The organism is Kitasatospora sp. NPDC015120, assembly GCF_043080305.1.
GTDB lineage: Bacteria > Actinomycetota > Actinomycetes > Streptomycetales > Streptomycetaceae > Kitasatospora.
The window spans coordinates 327,785-347,957 of sequence record NZ_JBIBVJ010000007.1 but is presented as its reverse complement, the minus strand read 5'-3'; the positions used below and the strand labels follow the sequence as shown (position 1 = coordinate 347,957).

The window sequence follows — 20,173 nt, the reverse complement described above, 5'->3', positions numbered from 1 at the left end:
GTCGGGCGTCAGCGGCCGAAGACGAAGGTGATCCCGCGCGTGCCCTGCACCTGGGAGCTGCCGATCAGCTGCACGCCGCCGGAGGCGGAGACCTGGAAGCTCAGCTGCACCTCCTTGAGCGGCAGCGGGCCGCCGCGCTCCGCGATCCGCTCGAACACGGCCTGCAGCGCGTCGACGGTCTCGGTGAGGTTCTCGCGCAGGGCGCCGAGCGGGACGCGGCGCAGCACGGCCTCGCGGTCGCGGCCGAAGACGCCCATCGTGTCGGCGTCATCCGTGTCGTCCTCGGTGACCCAGAACTCCAGGGAGTCCGGCCCCGTGATCTCCGGCTCGTCCGCCATGTCTTCCCCCACCCAACCCAGCGATCCGTGTTCAGGCTGCTGCCGGTGCGCCGCCGCACCGCAGGGCGAGGATAGCCGCCGGGCACCCCGGGTTGAAGTCGATCTCCCGATTTTCCTGCGGGATTGACGAGGTGTCAGGGAGCCGGCGGGCCGGCGGTGTCCGGGAGTGGCGGGCGGCCGAGGCGGTGGCCCCGGGCGGTGGACTCGACCCAGTCCCGGCCGAGCTTCGCGCGGAGGTAGCCGAGGCGGACCGCCACCTCGCGTTCGCCGGCCCAGGAGAAGTTCCAGACCCGGCGGCCGAGGTCACCGGCGTCGCGGAACTCCTCGCCCTGCTCGATCAGGCCGAGCAGGAGGCTGCAGTCGCCGTAGGTCAGGTCCACGACGCGGCCGTCGGCCACGGCCCGCCGGGCGTGGAAGTCGACCGTGAGCCGCCCGTCGGGTGTCCGGCCGGTCGTCGCGCGCCGTTCCATCGCCGCCTCCGTCGCGTCCGCCGCCTCCGTGGTCTCCCGGTTCACCCTAGCGTGCGCGGCTACTGCCGGGCGGAGAGCCAGCCGGCGAGTTCGGCGGGGTGGTTGGTGATGATGCCGTCGACTCCGGCGGCGTCCAGGGCCTTCCAGCGGACGGCCGTGTCGACGGTCCAGACGTTGACCGCGACGCCGGCCGCGTGCAGGGCCGTGACGATCTCCGGGCGGGAGGCGAGGGCGCTGTCGGACGGGTGGTAGGCGGACAGGCCCAGTTCCCCGGCGACGGCCACCGGGTCGGCGTCCAGTTCGCTGCGCAGCAGGGCGAGCGGCAGGTCGGGGGCGAGTTCGCGGGTGAGGCGCAGGGCCTCGGCGTCGAAGCTCTGGACGAGGACCCGGCCGGCCATGCCGTGGTCGCGGACGTCCTGGACGACGCGGGCGACCTCGTCGCGGCTGTGCGGGCCCTTGATCTCCAGCAGCAGGCTGCCGCCGCGGGCGTGCAGGTCGTCCAGCTGGGCGGCGAGGCTCGGCACCCGGGCGCCCGCGAACGCCGGGGCGAACCAGGAGCCGGCGTCGAGCGCGTCCAGCTGGGCGGCCGTCAGGTCGCGGATGCGGCCGGTGCCGCTGGTGGTGCGGTTGACCGTGTCGTCGTGCAGTACGTACGGCACGCCGTCCCGGCTGGGCTGGACGTCGTTCTCGATCCACTCGACGCCGGAGCGGCGGGCCACCTCGTCGGCGAGGAGGGTGTTCTCGGGCGCGGCGGAGGAGGCGCCACGATGGGCGTACACGGTGAGCGGCGACCCCGGCCCGCGCAGCGGGGCCCCCGGCGCGGGCGCGGCGGCCCTGAGGCCGTCGACCAGCCAGCGGGCGGTGGTGCCGTGCGTCCCGGCGGCGACCCGCAGGTCGCGGCCGGTGCCGGCGGAGGCCGGGGCGGAGGCGCTCAGCGCGACGGTGGTGACGCCCAGCGCGGAGGCGAGCAGCGCGGCGCGCAGTCCGCAGCGGCCGTTCTCCGGGTCCAGGATCGGCAGGTGACACATGGTCATGTGCGGAAAGGTATGCGATCGCGGTGCCACCGGGGAAACCGCGCGCCGCGGGCCCTGCTCCGACGGGGTCCGTCGACGAGGCCCCGGGGCCGTTGCCCGTCCGGGGAGTGCCGGGCGGCCGGGCGCCGTCCCGCCGGCCCCGTCGCCCGCTATTCCAGCCACGTCCCGTCGCGCATGATGACCCTGCCGCGCAGTTCCCGTTCGCCGTGCCAGGCGCGCACGGTCTCCGGCACCACGCGCACGTAGAGGAAGGAGCCCTCCTCCGTGCGCGGGTCCCAGCCGAACTTGGCGGTGTACGCCTCCGCGGCGTCCGCGGGCACGTCCTGGTCCGGGAACCACTCCGCCTCGCCCTGGAGGAGCACCACGTCGTAGCTGTCCGGCAGGGCCAGCCGCACCCGCGGCTCCGCCCGGACGTTGCGCGCGGTCGCGGACGCGGCGCCGGTGCACATCCACACCGCCCGTCCGTCCCACAGGAACCACAGCGGCACCTGGTGCGGCCCGTGCTCGGGGTGCGACGTCGAGACCCAGACATCGCGTTCGGCGACGAGCCGTTCCACCGTGTCGTGCCTGCGTTCCGCCGTCGTGCGGCGGACGATCTCCGTACTCTGCATGATCACGGACCCTAACCGGCGGGCCGGGAGCGCGCATGGGGCCGGGGACCTACGCCCGGCGACCGAGGAGCCCCTCGGCCTCCGGCCCGGGGACGACCGCGGCCGGCACGGCCCGCCCTGCTCACACCCGGGACCGCAGGACGTCGATCTCGCAGCCCGGCGCGGCCGGGTCGAAGCCGTGCTCGGCCAGCCAGCGGACCGTCACCAGGCTTCGCAGCGACCACCACGCACGGATCACCTCGCGGTCGGCGTCGGCGCCGTAGCCGGCGAGGACGTCGCCGAGGTGCTCCGGGTGGCCGAGGGTCAGCAAGGCGAGGTCGTACAGGGCGTCGCCCCGGGCCGCCTCGGACCAGTCGATCACGCCGGTGACCGCGTCACCGTCGACGAACACGTGGGACAGCTGCAGGTCGCCGTGGGTGAACACCGGTGTCCACGGGCGCAGCGCGGCCTCGGCGATCCGGCGGTTGCGGGTGACCAGGCCGGCGGGAAGGACGTCATGGGCGAGGAGCCACGCGCATTCGGCGTCCAGCCGCGCGGCCCACTCCTCGCGGCTGCGGCCCGGCCACGGGGGCAGCGGCGCGTCGTGCAGCCGCCGTAGGGCGGCGCCGGCGGCGGCCCACGCCGCGGGCGGCGCGGCCGACGGCTCGCCGAGCCGGCCGAGCGCCGTGCCCGGGAGGGCGGCGAGCGCGAGCACCGGCGGCCTGCGCCACAGCACCGCCGGGGTCGGGACCGGCGCCAGGGCCATCGCCTCGACCTCGACGTCGGTGCGCGTCCGGTCGGCGTCGATCTTCAGGAAGACGTCGCCGACGCGCAGGGTCGCGCGCTCGCTGTGGGCGACGACCACCTCGACCTGCTCCATGCCGGCCATTCTCGCGGGCAACGCCGCCGGTGCGCCAACGATTTGACGTGCCGCCGCGCAGCACGGACGATCACTCGTCATGACCGCCGCCCACGAAGCCCCGCACTCCCCCGCTCCCAGCCGTCCCGTCGCGCTGGTCACCGGCGTCGGCCGGACGGTCGGGATCGGCGCCGGCATCGCGACCCGGCTCGCCGCCTCCGGCTGGGACGTCGCCTTCACCTACTGGACCCCCTACGACCACCGGATGGCCTGGGGCGCCGAGGCCGGCGCCGCCGAGGCCGTCGGGCGGGTGCTCGCCGACCGGGGTGCGGCGAGCACGGCCGTGGAGGCCGACCTCGCCGAACCCGACGCTCCCGGCCGGGTCTTCGACGAGGTGGAGGAGCGGCTCGGCGGTGTGACGGCGCTGGTGCTGGGCCACTGCGAGTCGGTGGACTCCGGTCTCCTCGACACCACACCGGAGAGCTTCGACCGCCACTTCGCGGTCAACGCCCGGGCGAGCTGGCTGCTGATCCGGGAGTTCGGACGCCGGTTCGCCGGACCGGCCGGCAGCGGCCGGATCGTCGCGCTCACCAGCGACCACACGGCGGGCAACCTGCCCTACGGCGCCAGCAAGGGGGCGCTCGACCGCATCACGCTGGCGGCGGCCCACGAGTTCGCCCACCTGGGGGTGACCGCCAATGTGGTCAATCCCGGTCCGGTGGACACCGGCTGGATGACCGAGGAGGTGCGGGCGGAGGTCCTCGGCCGCACCCCGCTGGGCCGCCTCGGCACGCCCGAGGACACCGCGAACCTCGTCGCCTTCCTCTGCTCGCCGCAGGGCCAGTGGGTCAACGGCCAGCTGCTGATGAGCAACGGGGGCTTCGCGGGCTGACCGGGCGAGGTCACCCGCCGGTGCGGCGGCGGGCCGCTCGGCTCGGGAGCGGGCGGCGTCCGGGAGGACCGGGTCCGTCCAGCGGACGCCGGAGCGGCCGTGCAGGCCGGGGCGTTCGCTGTGCAGCAGGGGGTGCAGCCCGTGCGCGGAATCGAGGGCGAGCACCTCGGCCGCCGGGGCGTCGTACACCCGGCGGCCCGCTGGAACGGGGCCGTGGCGCAGGCAGAGGAGGAGCCGCCCGGCGGGGGCGAGCAGCCCGGCCGGCGCGCCCGTGGCCGCCGGGCGTTCCCCGGGCGGCAGGTGCATCCGGACGGCGGTCAGCAGGACGACGTCGAAGCGGCGGCCGGCCGCGCCGGGGCGCGGGCAGGGCGTCGTCCACCCAGCGCACGCCGCTGCCGGCGTGCCGGTGTTCGCCGATCCGGCGCAGGTCGCCGGCCGGCTCGGCGGCGACGTCGAGGGCGTCCGAGGGGCGGGACGGGAGCAGGTGCGGGCTCTCGCGGTGGACCTCGGCGAAGGTGACGCTCTCGTACCCATCGGGCGGTTCGCGCGCTTCCCCCACGGCCGTTCCCCCTCCGTCGTCCGGACGGCCCGGCCGGCCGGCGGGCGGGCGCCCGGCGTCGGCGGCTGTCACCGGGGCCGTCGGGGTGCCAGGCCGCCAGGGCCGTCAACGGGCCGCGTCGACCGTACCCCGGACGGCGGTCACGCTTGCGGTCAGGCCTCGCCGGGGTGCCAGGCGGGCCACTCCCAGGGGCGGTCCTCCCAGTGGACGCGGACCGGGTCGCGCGGGTCGAGGTCCGGGAACAACTGGTGGAGCCGTGGTTCGAACTCCTCCGGGCCGAGCGGCTCCCAGCCGTGTCCCTCGAAGTGGACCAGCCGGTAGCGGCTGTCGGTGCGGAACTCGGCGACCTTGACCTGGGGCTGCGCCGATCCGGACGGGCTGTTGGTTTCCATGCCCCCAGCATGTGGTGGACCCCGGTCGAGCGCACCCGGGGCAGGGCAGGCAGCGTACGAGCGGGGCGCGAGGCGGCCCGGGCGCGCCCCGGGGCCCCTCTTCCGGGTCATGTCCCGCCGTCGGCGCGCTCGTTGAGCACGGCGAGCGGGGCCCTGCGGCGGCGCCGGACCGGCCCCGTTCCCGTACGACCGGGCGCCGGCGCCGGGCGAGCCGCCGGGGTGCCGGAGCAGGCGATGGCAGGAGGACCAGGACATGAGCGGGCAATCGGCAGGCGGCGGGGCACCGACGGGGCAGGGGTCACCGGCGAGCGGCGGTCCCCCGCCGCCGCGCGGACCGGTGGTGGGCGGACCGGTGACCGGCAGACCGGCGACGGGCAGACCGGCGGCGGGCTGGGAGCGGACGGCGGGCCCGGGCGTCACCAAGCCGTCCGGCACGGTGCAGTGGCAGTGGCCGGCGCACGCGTGGCAGCCGCCGCCGGTGCCGGAGCCGCCCACGACGCCGCCCGGCGAGCCGCCGGCCTGGGAGGCGCTGGCCCGGGCCGCCGAGGCGGCCCGTCGACGCCGCCGGCGGATGTGGATGGCGGGCTCGGCGGGGATCGTCGCCGGGCTGGCGGCGGTGCTGGCGATGTGCGGGCCCGGACCGGGCGACGAGTCGTCCGGGGTGGTGGCCTTCCCGGCGCCGTCCGCGACCCCTCCGCTGCCGCCGTCCCCGGTGGCCTCGGCGGCGGCCGACCGGCTGCCGGTACCCGCCCCGTCCCCGCTGCCGCCGCCGACGACCAGCGGCGAGGGCGCGCCCACCGCCGCGGCCGCCGGCCCGGCGGCGAGCGCAACGACGAGCGCGGCGACGAGCAGCGCGGGCGGGGCGCAGCCGGAGGCCGCACCCCGGGCCGACGGCGGGGACCACCCCGCGTCGCCGCGGCCGAAGCCGAGCCGTTCGCCGCGCCCGGCGCCCAGCCGGTCGGCGGGCGCCCCGGCGGGTGGTCCCGCACCGGCTCCCGCACCGGCGTCCGGCGCCCCGCACGCGCCCTCCGCGGCCGCGAGCGCTCCGCCGACCGGTGCGGCGGCGGGAGCGGCGACGGACACGATCTGCGACCAGGCCGAGCGGTTCGGCCGGTGGCCCGCCGGTTCCGAGCAGGCCCGGCTGTGCCGCAGCATCTACGGCTGAGCGGGCGGCGGATCCGCAGGGTCCGCCGGGTCCGCGGCGAGCGGCGCCCGCACGCGTCCCGGACGGCGCGGGGTCGGCGAGAACGGCGCGCAGCGGTCCGCCGGAGCCGGCGGGCCGCGGGGTTCGTCCGGGGGCGGGGCGCAGCGCCGGGCGCACGGAACCCGGCCGCCGCACGGAACCGGCCGCATGGGACCGGCCGCGCGGCCCCCGCCCGGAGCCGGACGAGCGGCGGCTGGGAGAATCACGATCATGTTCGAGCACGAAACACCGGAGACCGATCCCGCACCGCTCACCGTCGTGGCCGCCGCCGTGGTCCAGGACGGCCGGCTCCTGGTCGTCAGCAAGAAGGCGGCACCGGACGTCTACTACCTCCCCGGCGGCAAGCCGGACGCCGGGGAGGAGCCGCTCGCGGCGCTGACCCGCGAGCTGGCCGAGGAACTGGGCGCGGCCCCGGTCGGACCGCGCCACCTCGCCGAGATCGAGGCGGTCGCGGCGCTGGAGGGCGTACCGATGCGGATGACCGTGTTCGAGGCCGGGCTGGACCGCGCGCCCGCCCCCGCGGCCGAACTCGCGGCGCTGCGCTGGACGGACGGTCTGGACCCCGAGCTGCGGCTGGCCCCCGCCGTCCGCGACCAGGTGCTCCCGCTGCTGCGCGAGCGCGGTCTGCTGCCGCGGCCGGCCCGGGCCTGAGCCGCGGGGCCTGAGCCGCGGGCCCGGTCCACGGGGACCTGTCCGCAGGCGCCGGGGCGGCGCGGCAGCCGCCCCGGCCCGTCCCGCCCCGGCCCGGCCCGGGCCCGCCATCGTTACCGCGACCGCTACCGGGCGGTGAGCGCCTTGGTCAGCTTCTCGAACCGCAGGTCCGCACGGAGCGGGATGCCGAAGCGCTCGTCCCCGTACGGGAACGGCGCGTGGACGCCGGTGCGGTGGAAGCCGCGGCGCTCGTACCAGGCGATCAGCTCGGCGCGCTGCTCGATCACGGTCATCTCCATCTCCACCGCGCCCCACTCCTCGGCCGCGTACCGCTCGGCCCGCGCGAGCAGGGCCCGCCCGAGGCCGCCGCCCTGACGGCCGGGGCGCACCGAGAACATCCCGAAGTAGGCGTGCTCGCCCCGGCGTTCCAGCTGGCAGCAGGCGAGCAGTTCGCCGTCCAGCTCGGCGAGCAGGACCACCCCGTCGGGGTGGGTGACGGCCGCGGTGACGCCCTCGGTGTCGGTGCGCTGGCCCTCCAGCAGATCGGCCTCGGTGGTCCAGCCGGCCCGGCTGGCGTCGCCCCGGTAGGCGGACTCGACCAGGGCGAGGAGGGCGGGAACGTCGGCGGTGGTCGCGGTGCGGAAGCCGAGCCGGTCGGCGGCGACGGCCTCGGCGGCCGCTCGGGTGCTGCTCTCGGGCACGGGGGCCTCTTCTCGGGCGGTCCCGGACGAACGGCCCGGGCGGGGCGGCGGCCGTTCGGCCGATCCCTGGCATGGTGCCACAGCCGGCCGGGCCCCCGACCTGCCCCGACGCCCCGGCCGGCGCCCCCGACGGGCGGTGCGGCCCCGCCCGGACGCGCCGCCGGGCGGCGGCCGTCCAGCAGCCGGACGCCTCCCCGGGCCCCGCACCCCCTCCGGCAGGATGGCCGGGACGACCGCCCCACCCCTCCCACCAGCCCCATTCATCCCGGAGGCCCCATGACGACCGTCGAGATCCCCGGCTCCAAGTCGGTCACCGCGCGGGCGCTGTTCCTCGCCGCCGCCGCCGACGGCACCACCACCCTGCTCCGGCCGCTGAGCTCCGACGACACCGAGGGCTTCGCCGAGGGCCTGCGCGCGCTCGGCTACGCGCTCACCCGGGAGGAGGAGGGCTGGACGATCGAGGGACGCCCGCAGGGCCCGGCCCACGACGCCGAGGTGTACTGCCGCGACGGCGCGACCACGGGCCGCTTCCTGCCCGTGCTCGCCGCGGCCGGCCGCGGCTCCTTCCGCTTCGACGCCTCCGCCCAGCTGCGCCGGCGCCCGCTCGGCCCGCTCACCGCGGCGCTGCGCACCCTGGGCGTCGACCTGCGGCACGAGGAGGCCGAGGGCCACCATCCACTGCGGATCACCGCCGACGGCGTCCGCGGCGGGGAACTGAGCCTGGACGCGAGCCTGTCCTCGCAGTACCTCACCGCGCTGCTGCTGCTCGGCCCGCTCACCGAACGGGGCCTGCGGATCACGGTGACCGACCTGGTCTCCGCGCCGTACGTGGAGATCACCGTCGCCATGATGCGGGCCTTCGGCGCCACCGTGACCCGCACCGGCCGGGTGTTCGAGGTCGCGCCCGGCGGCTACCGCGCCACCCGTTACGCCGTCGAGCCGGACGCCTCGACGGCGAGCTACTTCTTCGCGGCCGCCGCGCTCACCGGGCGGGAGCTGACCGTCCCGGGGCTGGGCCGCGGCGCCCTCCAGGGGGACCTGCGGTTCACCGACGTACTGGCCCGGATGGGCGCGCGGGTCGAGACCGGCGCCGACCGGGTCACCGTCCGGGGCCCCCGGGACGGCCGGCTGTCGGGCCTGACCGTCGACATGCGCGACATCTCCGACACCATGCCGACGCTCGCCGCCCTCGCGCCCTTCGCCGACGGGCCGGTGCGGATCGAGAACGTCGCCAACACCCGGATCAAGGAATGCGACCGGCTGGACGCCTGCGCGGGGAACCTGCGCCGGCTGGGGATCGACGTCGCCACCGGCCACGACTGGATCGAGATCCGGCCGGGCACTCCGCGCGGCACCGAACTCGTCTCGCACGGCGACCACCGGATGGTGATGTCCTTCTCCGTCACCGCGCTGCGCACGCCCGGCATCACCTTCGACGACCCCGGCTGCGTCCGCAAGACCTTCCCCGCCTTCCACGAGGTGTTCGGACGGCTGCGCGAAGAGTGGGCGACGGCCGGCTGACCGGGGCGGAAAGACCCGGCGGTCCGGGGCGCCGGCGGGGGCGCTCGCGGATCGCCGCACCACCCCCGGTCCCCCGGCCGCCGCACCCGCGTCCGCCCAGGTGGGCGGCGCGCGGGGCGGGGCGGGCCGGCGGTGCGGAGCGTGCGCACGGGGGCGGACGACGGGGACCACCGGCATGTGACCCCCGTTCAGGATGGGGCCACCGATACCTGGCGGGCTGGCACGTACATGGCTACCCTGCTCCAGCCGGTCGCCGTCCCCGGCGCACCGGCTGTCCGCAAATCCAACGGGTCGTCATCACGGACCAGAGGAGTGTCATGCCCAGCACTTCCCGCTCCGCCAGCCCCACCCGCAGTACCGGCCTGCAGGGGAACCGCCGGCTCCCCGCGTTCGCCGCCCTCGCCACCGCGGCCGCCCTGGCCGTTGGCGTGGCCGCCCCGGCGTACGCGGCCGAGCCCGCGCCCGCCACCGCGTCCCCCTCCGACGCGGTCCCCACCGACGCGGTCCCCACCGACAGCACCGCCGCCCGGCACGGCGGTGAGCTGCCGCCGATCCACCCCGAGCTCGACTTCGCCGGCTCCACCGTCGCCGCCCACGAGGGCCGGGGTCCCGGCGCCGCCCCCGCCGCCGCCCTCGCCGTCACCCAGACCCCCGGCCTGGACGTCTCCAGCTACCAGGGCAACGTCGCCTGGTCCACCGTGCGCGCCAACGGCGCCCGGTTCGCCTACGTCAAGGCCACCGAGGGCACCACGTACACCAACCCGTACTTCGCCCAGCAGTACAACGGCTCCTACAACGCCGGCCTGATCCGCGGCGCGTACCACTTCGCCCTCCCGGACCGCTCCTCCGGCACCGCCCAGGCCAACTGGTTCGTGGACCACGGCGGCGGCTGGTCGAAGGACGGCAAGACCCTCCCGCCCGCGCTCGACATCGAGTACAACCCCTACGGCGCCACCTGCTACGGCCTCAGCCAGAGCGCCATGGTGAGCTGGATCCGCGCCTTCAGCACCACCGTGCACACCCGCACCGGCCGCTACCCGACCATCTACACCACCACCAACTGGTGGACCACCTGCACGGGCAACAACGCCTCCTTCGGCGCCACCAACCCGCTGTGGATAGCCCGGTACGCCTCCACCGTCGGCACCCTCCCGGCCGGCTGGAGCTACCAGACAATCTGGCAGCACGCCGACTCCGGCACCTTCCCCGGCGACCAGAACCTCTTCAACGGCGCCTTCGACCGCGTCCAGGCCCTCGCCAACGGCTGAGCCCGGCCACCGGCCCGGGCGGGTGCGGAATCGTTTCCGCACCCGCCCGGGCCTTCGCGCACCGCGGCGGGCGCGGCGGGCCGCACGCGGATGCCGTCCTCGGTTCGGGGGATTGCGACCGGGGTTGCGGGAGGAACCGGACGGCCGGGGAATCCATGGCCCGGAAGGGCGCCTACCGGTTGTGCGCCCTCGGAAGGGAGAACAGTCATGCGTCGTCGGATCGCCGTGGCCGGGATGCTGGCCGCCGCCGGAGCGCTCGCGCTCGCCGTGCCCGCACAGGCGGCCACGGGGGTGCTGGTGGTGAACGGTCTGCCGCAGAAGGACCCGGCACCGGGGTGCTACCCGACCATCTCACCCGTGATCGTCGAGAACCTCACGGACGCGACGGTCGACGTCTACTCCGCACCGAACTGCGGTGGGGTGGTGACGCGGTCGGTGGCCGCCGGGATGTCCGCGGCGACGCTCGGGTTCAGCTACCTCGTCCACTGACGCCGGCCCGGCGCGCGCCCGGGGCCCGGGCGGGCGCGGAGACGGTTCCGTGCCCGCCCGGGCCCCGGCGCTACCGCGGCCGGACGGGGAGGACCAGCTCCCAGGTGTCCACGGCGAAGTCCACCGTCATCCCGTTCCCCTCGTAGAGGGCGAGCGCCCCGGTGGTGTTGGCGGTGTCGACGCCGAGGGCGACGCGCTCGCGGCCCAGCGCGGCGTAGTGGGCGAAGAAGTGGCGCAGCAGGTGGCCGCCGATGCCACGGCCCCGGGCGGCGGGCAGGACGCCCAGGCGGTCGGCCCAGCCGTGGGCGGTGCGGTCGTCGCGGGTGCGGAGCACGGCCACGTCCCCGACGCCCGCCAGGGTGGCGATCCAGGTCAGGGACCAGTCGAGGTGCGCGCCGTCGATGTCCTCCCACCACTGGGCGAAGTCGCGCGGACGGTGGTCGAAGTGCTCGGCGAAGGCCTCCTCCTGGAGCCGGTGGGCGGTGCGGCGGTCCTCCTCCCGCCGGCAGTCCCGCAGGGTGACGCCCGGGGGCGGCACGGGCAGGGGGTCGGTCCGCGGGTCCACCGGCCGGGTCAGCACGTGGTGGCGGAGCACGCGGTCCCAGCCGCGCCCGCGGAGCGCCCCGGTGTCGAGCGTGGGCCGGGCGTTCAGCAGCAGGTGGAGCACCGCGCGGGAGGCGCCGTTGGCCGCCGCCCGCTCCACCGCCCGGCGCTCCATCAGGGCGAACAGGTGCAGCGCCCCGGCCTGGTGCTCCGGCAGCACGTACTGGTCGAGGTCGATCCGCTCACCGCCGGAGCGGTCCCGGAGCAGGCCGTAGCCGACCAGGTCGTCCCCGTCGGCGAGCAGCCAGGAGTCGCGGCGCAGGTCGACGCCCGGGTGCGTCAGGTCCGCCCGGACCTCGTGCAGTTCGGTCCCGGCCCGGCCGATCTCCAGCAGGTCCACCCGGTTGAGCAGGTCGCGGACGGCCGGGGCGTCGTCCGGCGTGGCGGGCCGCACCGTGAGGCCGGCGGGCGGGAGCGGGGTCGTGGTCGTCCTGATGGTCATCCTGGTGGTTCTCCTGGTCGGGGCGGTGGCCGGCGGGGGCCCGTCCGGGCAGCCTGCCGGACCCGGCGTGCAGAACGCGTGCACCCGGCGCGTACGCTGCAGCGACCGTGCGGCGGGCAGGACGGAGGTCGGCGGATGACCGGTCCGGGGTGGCGGTTCGGCGTGCTCGGACCGCTCGCGGTGCACTACGACGGACGGGCACTGCCGCTGGGCGGGGCCCGCCAGCGCACGGTGCTCGCCGAGCTGCTGCTGGCGCACGGCCGGACCGTCCCGACGGCGAGCCTGGTCGAGAGCGTGTGGAACGGCCGGGAGCCCGCCAGCGCCGTCAACACCCTGCAGAGCTACGTCTCCCGGCTGCGCACCCTGCTCGGCGACGCGGCCGGGAAGGCGGCCGGGGACGCCCACCTCGCGGTGCCCCGGCTGCTCGGCACCGCCGGCGGCTACCGTCTGGAGCTCGGTCCGGACGGCGCACCGGGCGAGGAGGCCGTCGACGTCCGCCGCTTCGAACGGCTGACGGCCGACGGCCGGGCGAGGCTGGCCGACGGTGACGCACACGGCGCGCACGCCCGGCTCGTCGAGGCGCTCGGCCTGTGGCGCGGGCCGGCGCTGGCGGACCTGCGCGAGGTACCGCGGCTGCGGGCGGAGGCCGTCCGTCTGGAGGACCTCCGGCTGGCCGCCGTGGAGTCGGCGGCCGAGGCCGAACTCGCCTGCGGGCGGCCGGCGGCGGCCGTCGACCGGCTGTGGCGCACGGCCGCCGAGCACCCGCTGCGGGAGGGCCCGCAGGCCCTGCTGATGCGGGCGCTGTACCGCACCGGGCGGCAGGCGGAGGCGCTGGCGCTCTACGACCGCACCAGGCGACGGCTGGTGGACGAGCTCGGCGTCGAACCGGGCGCCGGCCTCACCGCCGTCCACCGGGCGATCCTCCGTCAGGAGCCGTCGGTCCCCGAGGCCGTCGTCGCGGCCCCGGCGACGGCCGCCGGGCCGTTCGTGCCGCACCGCTTCGAGGTGCCGCTGCGGCTGGAGGGCCCGGGGTTCCTGCTGCGCCCGATCACCGTCCGGGACCTCGCGCAGGACCACGCCCTGGTGACCGCCTCCCGGGAGCAGCTCCGGCAGCAGTTCGGCGAGGCCTGGAACTGGCCGCCGCCGGACCTCACCGAGGAGCAGGACCTCGTCCAGCTCGCCTGGCACCAGCACGAGTTCACCCGCCGGACGTCCTTCGCCCTGGCGGTGGTGTCACCGGGCGGGGAGCGGCTGCTCGGCTGCGTCCACCTCGACCCGCCGGGCGACCCGCGGCACGAGGCCGACCTCTTCTTCTGGACCGGCGAGGGCCCCGGATCCGCGCTCGACGACGCGCTGTCCGGCGCCCTCGACCACTGGCTCACCGCCCGCTGGCCCTGGCAGCGGATCGCCCGCCCGGGCCGCACCGACCCCTGGCCGCCCCCGCCCCCGTGAAAGGACGCCGGCCGGGGCGGCCCGGCTCGGGCCCGGGGCGCCGTCAGGCCCGGGGCGCGGCAACGGCCGGCGCCGGACCCCGGTCGGCGCCGGTCAGGGCCTCCAGCAGCAGCCGCCAGGCCGCGTCGTAGCCGGCCGGACCGGCGGCCTCCGGCGGGCCGAAGGAGACGTGCGGGGCGCCGTGCAGCACGGCCAGCAGCAGCTGGGCGACCAGCTCCGGGGGGCGGGGCGCCATGCTGCCCTCGCCCTGGGCCCGGCGGATCAGCACGACCAGGCCGCGCTGCACGTCCTCGAAGATGTCCGGCGCCTCGGCCGGGGACGGCCGCACGGGGTGCGGCTGCGCCGGGTCCGGGATGTCGGTGGCCAGCCGGAGCGCCGCCCGCAGCCGGACGTCCTCCTTCAGCCGGTGCGCGAGGTCCAGCACGAGCCCCTCCAGCACGGCGGCGGCCTCGACGCCCGGCACGTCGCGGGTCAGCCGCATCTCGTCCCAGACCTTGCGCGAATGCGACATCAGCGCACCGGCGAGCGCGCGTTTGGACGCGAAGTGCCCGTACAGCGCCCCCTTGGTCATCCCGGTCCGCTGCGCGACCGCATTGAGGGTGGCCCGGCTGTACCCCTGGGCGGAAAACTCCTCGGCCGCGGCGTCCAGCACCTTCTCCCTGGTGCGCCGCGCCCGCTCCTGCTTCATCATGTGCCCTCCCTGAAGGAAGAACATACCTTTCTGAACGAATGTTCTCAGCGGTACCCGATGTGCGCAGCGGACACAACTGATGACAGAACATTCATGAATTCCTTCCTCCCGCACGCTCGCGCGCGTCGCGGCGGGACCGCTACATTGCGACGCCCCCGCCACCCCGCCACGTCAGGAGCCGACCATGCCCGAGTCCGACCAGGCCACCCCGTTCCTGGTCCGGCCCATCGTCACCCGGCGGGGGCCCGACCCCAAGCAGGACCGGGCGGCGCGCACCAAGCTGCTGGTGCTCACCGCGGCCGCCGAGCTGTTCGCGGCCCGGGGCTTCCGCCAGACCTCGGTGAAGGACGTGGCGGACCGGGTGGCGATGACCAAGGGCGCCGTCTACTTCCACTACCCCACCAAGGAGGCCCTCGCGGTGGCGGTGGTCGAACAGCACTACGCGCGCTGGCCCGCCCTGCTCGCGGAGGTCACCGCCGCGGGGCACGGGCCGCTGGAGACCTCGGCGCGCCTGCTGGCGGGGGCGGCGGCCGCCTTCCGGGACGACATCGTCGTCCGGGCCGGCGCCCGGCTGCAGATCGAACGGCCGCAGATCGACGCCGAGTTGCCGACGCCGTACGTGGACTGGACCCGGCTGCTGGCCGCCCTGCTCGGGCGCGCCGAGGCGGCGGGCGAACTGCGCGCCGGGGTCTGCCCGCAGGCGGCGGCCCGGTCGCTGGTGGCCGCCCTCTTCGGCACCCAGCAGATCTCCGACATCCTGCACGAGCGCTCGGAGATCGCCGAACGCTGGGCGGAGACCTCCGAGTTGCTCTTCCGAGCGATCCGGGCGTAGCGGTCGGCCGGGACGCCCCCCGCCCCCGGCCGGCCGCCGCGCCGGCTACCGGCCGACCGCCGGAGCGGGCTCCGCACCGGCCGGCCCGGGCGCCGCGCCCCGGGTGGTCGCCCGGGCGGTGGCCGCGGCCACCAGGGCGAGCACGGTCGCCGCGAGCGGGAACCAGCGCTCGCCGAGCAGGGCGATCGCCGCACTGCCGGCCGCGCCGCCCGCGGCCGTCCCCAGGTAGAGGGCGCTGCTGTTGAGCGAGATCAGCAGCTGGGCGTTGCCCGGGTCCAGCGAGGCGAGCCGGTGCGGCAGCGCGACCGAGATCGCCCACCCGGCCAGCGGGGTGACCACGGCGTAAGCGAGCGCGCCGGGCATCGAGCGCCCGGCCCAGGGCAGCGCGGTGAACGCGGCCGCCGCCACCGTGCTGCCGACCAGCAGCACCCGCCGGACGCCGACCCGGTCCACCAGCCGCCCGCCCAGCCAGCTGCCCGCCACCGAGGCGACGCCCGCGACCAGCAGCACCAGGCTCAGCCGCTCCGCCCGGCCGCCGGTGGCCGGGGCGACGGCGGTGGCCAGGTAGATGTAGACGGACTGGAAGGCGAGGAAGAACACCAGGGTGGTGGAGGCGGCGCCGAGCACCCGGCGGTCGCGCAGCGGCGCCAGCCGGTCGCGCAGCCCGGGGGCGGCGGCCGGCACCGGCAGCTCGCGCAGCAGCAGCGCCAGCCCGGCCAGGGCGACCGCGCTCAGCCCCGTCACCAGCCACATCGTCAGCCGCCAGTCGGTGCGCCCGACCCAGGTGCCGAGCGGCACGCCGAGCGCGGTGGCGACGGTCATGCCGCCGAGCACCGTGGCCAGCGCCCGGCCGCGCCGCTCGGGGGCGACCAGGGTGGTGGCGACCGCGTTGGCGGTCGGGGTGTAGAGCGCGGCGCCGGCGGCGGCCAGCACCCGGGTCGCCAGCAGCGTGCCGAACGAGGGGGCGAGCGCGCTGAGCGCGTTGGCGGCGCCGAACACGGTGAGCGCGGTGAGCAGCAGGCGGCGGCGCGGCCAGCGGGCGGTGAGGGCGGCGAGCGGCGGGGCGAGCAGCGCGTAGCCGAGGGCGAAGACGGTCACCAGCTGGCCGGCGGCGGTGACGGAGACGCCGAGGTCGTCGGAGACCGGGCCGAGGATGCCGGCGACGACCATGGCGTCGGTGCCGACGGCGAAGGTGCCGAGGGCGAGCAGGAGCAGGCGGACGGGCACGTCGATCCCCCCAGGGTGGACATTGTTGGACGTGTGGGCAACAGTTTGATACTCGCCAAACAGTACGGATTGGTGGATGATTGTCAAACCGTCCTGTTCCCGCGCCCACCCCGCGCCCTACCCCGAGGAGGCCGCCGGCCATGTCCGACGACGAGCGGCTGCCCCAGCCCGCCCCCGCCGAGATCGATCTGGTCACCGTGCTGCACGCCCTCGGCGATCCGGTCCGGATGCGCCTGCTGACCAGCTACGCGGACGGCGCCGAGCACTCCTGCGACCCGCACCACCTCGGCCTCGACCACCTCCACAAGTCGACCGTCTCGCACCACATGCGGGTGCTGCGCGAGGCCGGCGTCACCAGCACCCGGGTCGCCGGGCGCAACCGGTACGTCTCGCTGCGCCGGGCCGACCTCGACGCCCGCTTCCCCGGTCTGCTGGACGCCCTGCTCGCCGCCGCCCCGGCGCCCGCACCGGCGGACTGAGCGGCCCGGCGCCCGCAGCACCGGCAGTCCGGACGCCGCCCGCCCGGTGGCGTGCCGGGGACGGCAGCGGCGCGGATCAGCGGAAGGCCGGGCGGCAGCGACCCCCCAGGACACCGGCGCCGGCCTGCCGCCCCGGCGCACCGCACCGCCTTCGCCCGGGCAACTTCCACGACCCGGAGTACGCGAACGGCGCGAACGGCGGTGTCCACGCGTGGGAGACGCCACGCCCATGCGCACGGCCCGGCGCCGGGGTCCGGCCGGGGGAGGAACTCGACGCCACCCGCCGACCACCGAAGCACCGGACGCGTCACGTCCGGCTGCCGTACACGGCGCAGCAGCGGTCCGGGTCGGCCGGACCCCGGGCCCGGCTGCGCCCCCCGGTGGAGACGGACGAACGGCGCCCCCGCGCCGCCCGGTCGGTGCGCACCGCCGTCAAGGACGGCCGAGCGGGGCTGCGCTCAGAGCGCGGCGCCCAGCATCCTGAGCACCAGCTCCCCGTAGCGGCGCCCGAGTTCCTCCGGCGTCTCGCTGCTGCGGTCGGTGTACCAGCGGGACACGTCGATCCCCAGCGAGGTGACCGCACGGGCGGCCGTGCGCACCTCGGCGACCTCGAAGACCCCGGCCGCCCGGCCCGCCTCGATCAGTCCGGCGACCTCGCGCTCGATGTCCAGCCGCAGCGCCGCGACCACCGTGTAGGCGTCCGGCGGGAGCGCGTGCAGCTCGTAGTTGACCACCCGGCCGACCGTCCGGGCCCGGGCGTGCCAGGCGGTGAACTCCTCGACCAGGCGCCGCATCCGCGCCACCGGGTCGCCCTCGCCGGCCACCGCCGCGCGGACCAGTTCGAGGGTCGCGGCGTGCCCGGCCCGGCTGATCTCCGCCAGCAGGGCCGCTTTGGAGGGGTAGTGGATGTACAGCGCGGCCGGGCTCATCCCCGCACCGGTGGCGATGTCCCGGGTGGTGGTGGCGTGGAAGCCGCGCTCGGCGAAGGACTCCACAGCGGCCTGGAGCAGCCGGTACGCCGCCTCCGGGCGGGTGCCGGCGCCGCCGGGCAGGACGGCCCGGAGGTCGGCGATGGGCGTGCTGGTCATGGCGCCATCCTCGCAGATCGGTCGGCCGGGCAGTCGCACGGGCGTTCGGCCCGCGGTGCCGCCGCGGACTGTTGACAGGGTCCCGCACCGGCACCATGCTGAGCAAGCGCTTGGTCAGAGCCTCGTTCGTCTGGTCGGCGGCCCGGTCGGCCGCGCCCAGGCCGAAAGGACCCCGTGGTGAACTCCTTCAAGGGCCGGGTGGCCGTCGTCACCGGATCGAGCCGGGGCATCGGCCTCGGCATCGCACGCGAGCTGATCGCCCGGGGGGCCAGGGTCTGCCTCACCGCCCGGACGCCGGAACCGCTCGCCGAGGCGGTCCGCGACCTCGGTGGCCCGGAGGTCGCCATCGGCGTCGCCGGCCGCGCCGACGACCCGGCCCACCAGGAGGAGGCGGTCACCCGCACCCTGGCGGCCTTCGGCCGGCTCGACCACCTGGTCAACAACACCGGTATCAACCCGGTGTACGGCCCGGTGCTGACCGTCGACGAGGCCGCCGCCGCCAAGATCCTCGCCGTCAACGTGCTCGCCCCGCTGGCCTGGACCCGCCGCGCGCACGCCGCCTGGATGGGCGAGCACGGCGGCTCGGTGGTCAACGTCGCCTCGGTGGCCGGGATCCGTTCCTCCCTCGGGATCGGCATGTACGGGGTCTCCAAGGCCGCGTTGATCCGGCTCACCGCCGAACTCGCCGCCGAGCTGGGCCCGCAGGGCATCCGGGTCAACGCCGTGGCCCCCGCCGTGGTGAAGACGAGGTTCGCCGAGGCCCTGTACGAGGGCCGCGAGGAGCAGGTCGCCGCCGCCTACCCGCTCGGCCGGCTCGGCGTGCCCGAGGACGTCGCGGGCGCCGTCGCCTTCCTGCTCTCCCCCGACGCGGCGTGGATCACCGGGCAGACCGTGGTGGTGGACGGCGGCGTGACCCTCGGCGGCGGCCTGTGACCGTCGGCTGACCGAGGACGCGGCGGGTCGCGCGGCGGGCCACGCGGCGGCCGGCAGGCCACCGGCGGCGTCCCGGCGGCGCCGCCGTTCGCCGGGCAGGGCGTGGTGGTCGCCGGCGACGGGGAGGCCAACGCCCGGGCCGCCGGTCCGCTCCTCCCCCGCCGGCCGGCTGCTCACCGTGCCCGGCCCGGCCCCGCACGCCGTCCCCGACCACGGCGCGCCCGCCGGCGCCGAAGGGCTCGCCGCCACCCACCGCCGGGGCGCGGCCTTCGGGTGCACCCGCTCCGCCCGCCGGGCGTCGCGCACCGCGGTGCCGACCGGCACCGGCGCGGGCGGCGAGCCCCTGCCCGCGCCCGCCGCGCCCGGGGCCCGGAGCACCGCCGGCGGCAACGCGTCCGGGAGGGGGCGTGGCGCGGGCCCGGCAGGTGCCCGAGCGCGGCGAGCCGTGCGCGGCGCTGCGGCCCGCCCGCCGGTGACGCGGTAACCGTGCCCGCCCCGGCCCGGCCGGCCGGCGGGTCACCAGGACGCGTCGGCGCCCGCCGCGATGACGTCCAGGGCCGGTCGCGGGGCGCGGCCGAGCAGGGCCGCGAGGTCGCCGGGCTCGCCGGGCCCGGCCAGGAAGCCGTGCGCGATCGCCGAGCACGTGCCCGTCAGCATCGGGACCTGGAAGGCCTCGGCGCCCGAGGCCGCGACCGCCGCCCGGGCCTGCGCCAGGGTGGCGGGGCGGTACTCGACCGGGCGGCCGGTGGCGCGGGTGAGCGCGGCGGCGACGTCGGCGCCGCCGACCGCCTCCTCGCCGACCAGCTCGTAGACCCGGCCCGCGTGCCCGGCCGGCGCCGTCGCCACCGTCGCCGCGACCTCGGCGAGGTCCGCCCGGGCGACCGCCGCCAGCCGGCCCTCGCCCAGCGGGGCGGTGATCACGCCCTCGGCGTCCGGGCGGGCCAGGAGGCCCAGCAGTTCGGCGTAGAGGCCGTTGCGCAGGATCGTCCAGCGCAGGGTGGCCGACGCGCGCAGCCGCCGCTCGGTCCAGCGGTGGGCCAGGGCGTAGGCGAGGTGGTCGCCGTCACCGGAGAGGCTGGTGTAGACGACGTGCTCGACACCGGCGCGTTCGGCCGCCTCGATCGCCGCCCGGTGCCGGGCGGTCACCACGTCGTCCTCGCCGTAGCCGGCCGAGATCAGCAGCAGCGTGCGCACCCCGGCGAAGGCGGCGTCCAGCGTGCGCGGCCGGTCGAAGTCCACCGTCCGCACCGGGATGCCGGTCTCCGGCGCCCGCTGCGGGGTGCGGCTGCCCGCCAGCACGCCCGCCGGGCCGCCGGGCCGGGCGGCCAGCCGCTCCAGCACCAGCGATCCGAGACCGCCGTTCGCGCCCGTGACGAGAAGCATCGTTTCCTCCAGGGATTCGGGGACCGGCCCGCGTCCCCGCGCGGCGGCCCGGTGACCATCCTCGGTAGCCTGGGC

General features: G+C 77.1%; 22 protein-coding genes. 10 read left to right on the top strand and 12 right to left on the bottom strand.

Going from position 1 to position 20,173, the window contains the following annotated elements; translation table 11 throughout:
* Positions 1–8: 8 nt before the first annotated feature.
* The 5 genes from ACF1AK_RS19785 to ACF1AK_RS19765 form a co-directional block, all read right to left on the bottom strand.
* The gene (locus tag ACF1AK_RS19785; protein WP_380294123.1) at positions 9–338 is read right to left on the bottom strand and encodes a hypothetical protein; all 330 of its coding nucleotides are present in this window, start codon (positions 336–338) and stop codon (positions 9–11) included.
* A 134-nt stretch (positions 339–472) separates the two neighbouring features.
* Positions 473–808 (bottom strand): hypothetical protein, encoded by a 336-nt coding sequence (locus ACF1AK_RS19780; RefSeq protein WP_391500071.1) that lies wholly within the window; start codon positions 806–808, stop codon positions 473–475.
* A gap of 59 nt (positions 809–867) precedes the next feature.
* Positions 868–1,842, bottom strand: coding sequence for a glycerophosphodiester phosphodiesterase (locus ACF1AK_RS19775; protein WP_391500070.1), 975 nt, complete (start codon positions 1,840–1,842; stop codon positions 868–870).
* A 149-nt stretch (positions 1,843–1,991) separates the two neighbouring features.
* Positions 1,992–2,453 (bottom strand): pyridoxamine 5'-phosphate oxidase family protein, encoded by a 462-nt coding sequence (locus tag ACF1AK_RS19770; RefSeq protein WP_391500069.1) that lies wholly within the window; start codon positions 2,451–2,453, stop codon positions 1,992–1,994.
* 121 nt (positions 2,454–2,574) lie between these two features.
* Positions 2,575–3,312, bottom strand: a complete 738-nt coding sequence (locus ACF1AK_RS19765) for a phosphotransferase family protein (RefSeq protein WP_391500068.1) — start codon at positions 3,310–3,312, stop codon at positions 2,575–2,577.
* Between the two features lie 79 nt (positions 3,313–3,391).
* Between ACF1AK_RS19765 and ACF1AK_RS19760 the strand changes: the two genes are divergently transcribed.
* The gene (locus ACF1AK_RS19760; RefSeq protein ID WP_391500067.1) at positions 3,392–4,183 is read left to right on the top strand and encodes an SDR family oxidoreductase; all 792 of its coding nucleotides are present in this window, start codon (positions 3,392–3,394) and stop codon (positions 4,181–4,183) included.
* Positions 4,184–4,894: 711 nt separating this feature from the next.
* Here ACF1AK_RS19760 and ACF1AK_RS19755 read toward each other — a convergent pair.
* Complete coding sequence (locus ACF1AK_RS19755) at positions 4,895–5,134, bottom strand: hypothetical protein (protein WP_391500066.1); 240 nt, start codon at positions 5,132–5,134, stop codon at positions 4,895–4,897.
* Positions 5,135–5,486: 352 nt separating this feature from the next.
* On the opposite strand from ACF1AK_RS19755, the gene ACF1AK_RS19750 reads away from it, so the two are divergent.
* Together ACF1AK_RS19750 and ACF1AK_RS19745 are read left to right on the top strand one after the other, a co-directional pair.
* Positions 5,487–6,299, top strand: coding sequence for a hypothetical protein (locus tag ACF1AK_RS19750; protein WP_391500065.1), 813 nt, complete (start codon positions 5,487–5,489; stop codon positions 6,297–6,299).
* A gap of 249 nt (positions 6,300–6,548) precedes the next feature.
* Positions 6,549–6,989 carry an NUDIX domain-containing protein gene (locus ACF1AK_RS19745; protein WP_391500064.1) on the top strand — a complete coding sequence of 147 codons (441 nt, stop codon included), beginning with the start codon at positions 6,549–6,551 and terminating at the stop codon, positions 6,987–6,989.
* 125 nt (positions 6,990–7,114) lie between these two features.
* On the opposite strand, the gene ACF1AK_RS19740 is transcribed toward ACF1AK_RS19745, so the two are convergent.
* Positions 7,115–7,690, bottom strand: coding sequence for a GNAT family N-acetyltransferase (locus ACF1AK_RS19740; protein ID WP_391500063.1), 576 nt, complete (start codon positions 7,688–7,690; stop codon positions 7,115–7,117).
* 276 nt (positions 7,691–7,966) lie between these two features.
* Between ACF1AK_RS19740 and aroA the strand changes: the two genes are divergently transcribed.
* From aroA to ACF1AK_RS19725, 3 genes are all read left to right on the top strand, one after another.
* Positions 7,967–9,211 carry a 3-phosphoshikimate 1-carboxyvinyltransferase gene (gene aroA, locus ACF1AK_RS19735; protein ID WP_391500062.1) on the top strand — a complete coding sequence of 415 codons (1,245 nt, stop codon included), beginning with the start codon at positions 7,967–7,969 and terminating at the stop codon, positions 9,209–9,211.
* A 317-nt stretch (positions 9,212–9,528) separates the two neighbouring features.
* Complete coding sequence (locus tag ACF1AK_RS19730; protein WP_391500061.1) at positions 9,529–10,479, top strand: lysozyme; 951 nt, start codon at positions 9,529–9,531, stop codon at positions 10,477–10,479.
* 207 nt (positions 10,480–10,686) lie between these two features.
* Positions 10,687–10,968 (top strand): hypothetical protein, encoded by a 282-nt coding sequence (locus ACF1AK_RS19725; protein ID WP_391500060.1) that lies wholly within the window; start codon positions 10,687–10,689, stop codon positions 10,966–10,968.
* 70 nt (positions 10,969–11,038) lie between these two features.
* Here ACF1AK_RS19725 and ACF1AK_RS19720 read toward each other — a convergent pair whose 3' ends face one another.
* Positions 11,039–12,013, bottom strand: a complete 975-nt coding sequence (locus tag ACF1AK_RS19720; RefSeq protein WP_391500059.1) for a GNAT family N-acetyltransferase — start codon at positions 12,011–12,013, stop codon at positions 11,039–11,041.
* Between the two features lie 135 nt (positions 12,014–12,148).
* Here ACF1AK_RS19720 and ACF1AK_RS19715 point away from each other — a divergent pair, with 135 nt between their 5' ends.
* Positions 12,149–13,465 (top strand): BTAD domain-containing putative transcriptional regulator, encoded by a 1,317-nt coding sequence (locus tag ACF1AK_RS19715; protein WP_391500058.1) that lies wholly within the window; start codon positions 12,149–12,151, stop codon positions 13,463–13,465.
* A 43-nt stretch (positions 13,466–13,508) separates the two neighbouring features.
* Here the strand turns inward: ACF1AK_RS19715 and ACF1AK_RS19710 are convergent, their stop codons facing one another.
* Positions 13,509–14,156, bottom strand: coding sequence for a TetR family transcriptional regulator (locus tag ACF1AK_RS19710; protein WP_391500057.1), 648 nt, complete (start codon positions 14,154–14,156; stop codon positions 13,509–13,511).
* A gap of 184 nt (positions 14,157–14,340) precedes the next feature.
* On the opposite strand from ACF1AK_RS19710, the gene ACF1AK_RS19705 reads away from it, so the two are divergent.
* Entirely contained in the window at positions 14,341–14,988 is a 648-nt protein-coding gene (locus tag ACF1AK_RS19705; RefSeq protein ID WP_391500056.1) for a ScbR family autoregulator-binding transcription factor, read from the top strand.
* Between the two features lie 45 nt (positions 14,989–15,033).
* On the opposite strand, the gene ACF1AK_RS19700 is transcribed toward ACF1AK_RS19705, so the two are convergent.
* Positions 15,034–16,215, bottom strand: coding sequence for an MFS transporter (locus ACF1AK_RS19700; protein WP_391500055.1), 1,182 nt, complete (start codon positions 16,213–16,215; stop codon positions 15,034–15,036).
* 140 nt (positions 16,216–16,355) lie between these two features.
* On the opposite strand from ACF1AK_RS19700, the gene ACF1AK_RS19695 reads away from it, so the two are divergent.
* Positions 16,356–16,694, top strand: a complete 339-nt coding sequence (locus ACF1AK_RS19695) for an ArsR/SmtB family transcription factor (RefSeq protein ID WP_391500054.1) — start codon at positions 16,356–16,358, stop codon at positions 16,692–16,694.
* Positions 16,695–17,152: 458 nt separating this feature from the next.
* Here ACF1AK_RS19695 and ACF1AK_RS19690 read toward each other — a convergent pair whose 3' ends face one another.
* The gene (locus ACF1AK_RS19690) at positions 17,153–17,782 is read right to left on the bottom strand and encodes a TetR/AcrR family transcriptional regulator (protein ID WP_391500053.1); all 630 of its coding nucleotides are present in this window, start codon (positions 17,780–17,782) and stop codon (positions 17,153–17,155) included.
* A 174-nt stretch (positions 17,783–17,956) separates the two neighbouring features.
* On the opposite strand from ACF1AK_RS19690, the gene ACF1AK_RS19685 reads away from it, so the two are divergent.
* Complete coding sequence (locus ACF1AK_RS19685) at positions 17,957–18,715, top strand: SDR family oxidoreductase (protein ID WP_391500052.1); 759 nt, start codon at positions 17,957–17,959, stop codon at positions 18,713–18,715.
* Positions 18,716–19,231: 516 nt separating this feature from the next.
* Here the strand turns inward: ACF1AK_RS19685 and ACF1AK_RS19680 are convergent.
* Positions 19,232–20,098 carry an NAD(P)H-binding protein gene (locus ACF1AK_RS19680; protein ID WP_391500051.1) on the bottom strand — a complete coding sequence of 289 codons (867 nt, stop codon included), beginning with the start codon at positions 20,096–20,098 and terminating at the stop codon, positions 19,232–19,234.
* Between the last annotated feature and the right edge of the window lie 75 nt (positions 20,099–20,173).

Coding starts and splice junctions, on each gene's coding strand:
- ACF1AK_RS19785 (WP_380294123.1), bottom strand. CDS start 338: ATGGCGGACGAGCCGGAGATCACGGGGCCGGACTCCCTGGAGTTCTGG.
- ACF1AK_RS19780 (WP_391500071.1), bottom strand. CDS start 808: ATGGAACGGCGCGCGACGACCGGCCGGACACCCGACGGGCGGCTCACG.
- ACF1AK_RS19775 (WP_391500070.1), bottom strand. CDS start 1,842: ATGACCATGTGTCACCTGCCGATCCTGGACCCGGAGAACGGCCGCTGC.
- ACF1AK_RS19770 (WP_391500069.1), bottom strand. CDS start 2,453: ATGCAGAGTACGGAGATCGTCCGCCGCACGACGGCGGAACGCAGGCAC.
- ACF1AK_RS19765 (WP_391500068.1), bottom strand. CDS start 3,312: ATGGAGCAGGTCGAGGTGGTCGTCGCCCACAGCGAGCGCGCGACCCTG.
- ACF1AK_RS19760 (WP_391500067.1), top strand. CDS start 3,392: ATGACCGCCGCCCACGAAGCCCCGCACTCCCCCGCTCCCAGCCGTCCC.
- ACF1AK_RS19755 (WP_391500066.1), bottom strand. CDS start 5,134: ATGGAAACCAACAGCCCGTCCGGATCGGCGCAGCCCCAGGTCAAGGTC.
- ACF1AK_RS19745 (WP_391500064.1), top strand. CDS start 6,549: ATGTTCGAGCACGAAACACCGGAGACCGATCCCGCACCGCTCACCGTC.
- aroA (WP_391500062.1), top strand. CDS start 7,967: ATGACGACCGTCGAGATCCCCGGCTCCAAGTCGGTCACCGCGCGGGCG.
- ACF1AK_RS19730 (WP_391500061.1), top strand. CDS start 9,529: ATGCCCAGCACTTCCCGCTCCGCCAGCCCCACCCGCAGTACCGGCCTG.
- ACF1AK_RS19725 (WP_391500060.1), top strand. CDS start 10,687: ATGCGTCGTCGGATCGCCGTGGCCGGGATGCTGGCCGCCGCCGGAGCG.
- ACF1AK_RS19720 (WP_391500059.1), bottom strand. CDS start 12,013: ATGACCATCAGGACGACCACGACCCCGCTCCCGCCCGCCGGCCTCACG.
- ACF1AK_RS19715 (WP_391500058.1), top strand. CDS start 12,149: ATGACCGGTCCGGGGTGGCGGTTCGGCGTGCTCGGACCGCTCGCGGTG.
- ACF1AK_RS19710 (WP_391500057.1), bottom strand. CDS start 14,156: ATGATGAAGCAGGAGCGGGCGCGGCGCACCAGGGAGAAGGTGCTGGAC.
- ACF1AK_RS19705 (WP_391500056.1), top strand. CDS start 14,341: ATGCCCGAGTCCGACCAGGCCACCCCGTTCCTGGTCCGGCCCATCGTC.
- ACF1AK_RS19695 (WP_391500054.1), top strand. CDS start 16,356: ATGTCCGACGACGAGCGGCTGCCCCAGCCCGCCCCCGCCGAGATCGAT.
- ACF1AK_RS19690 (WP_391500053.1), bottom strand. CDS start 17,782: ATGACCAGCACGCCCATCGCCGACCTCCGGGCCGTCCTGCCCGGCGGC.
- ACF1AK_RS19680 (WP_391500051.1), bottom strand. CDS start 20,098: ATGCTTCTCGTCACGGGCGCGAACGGCGGTCTCGGATCGCTGGTGCTG.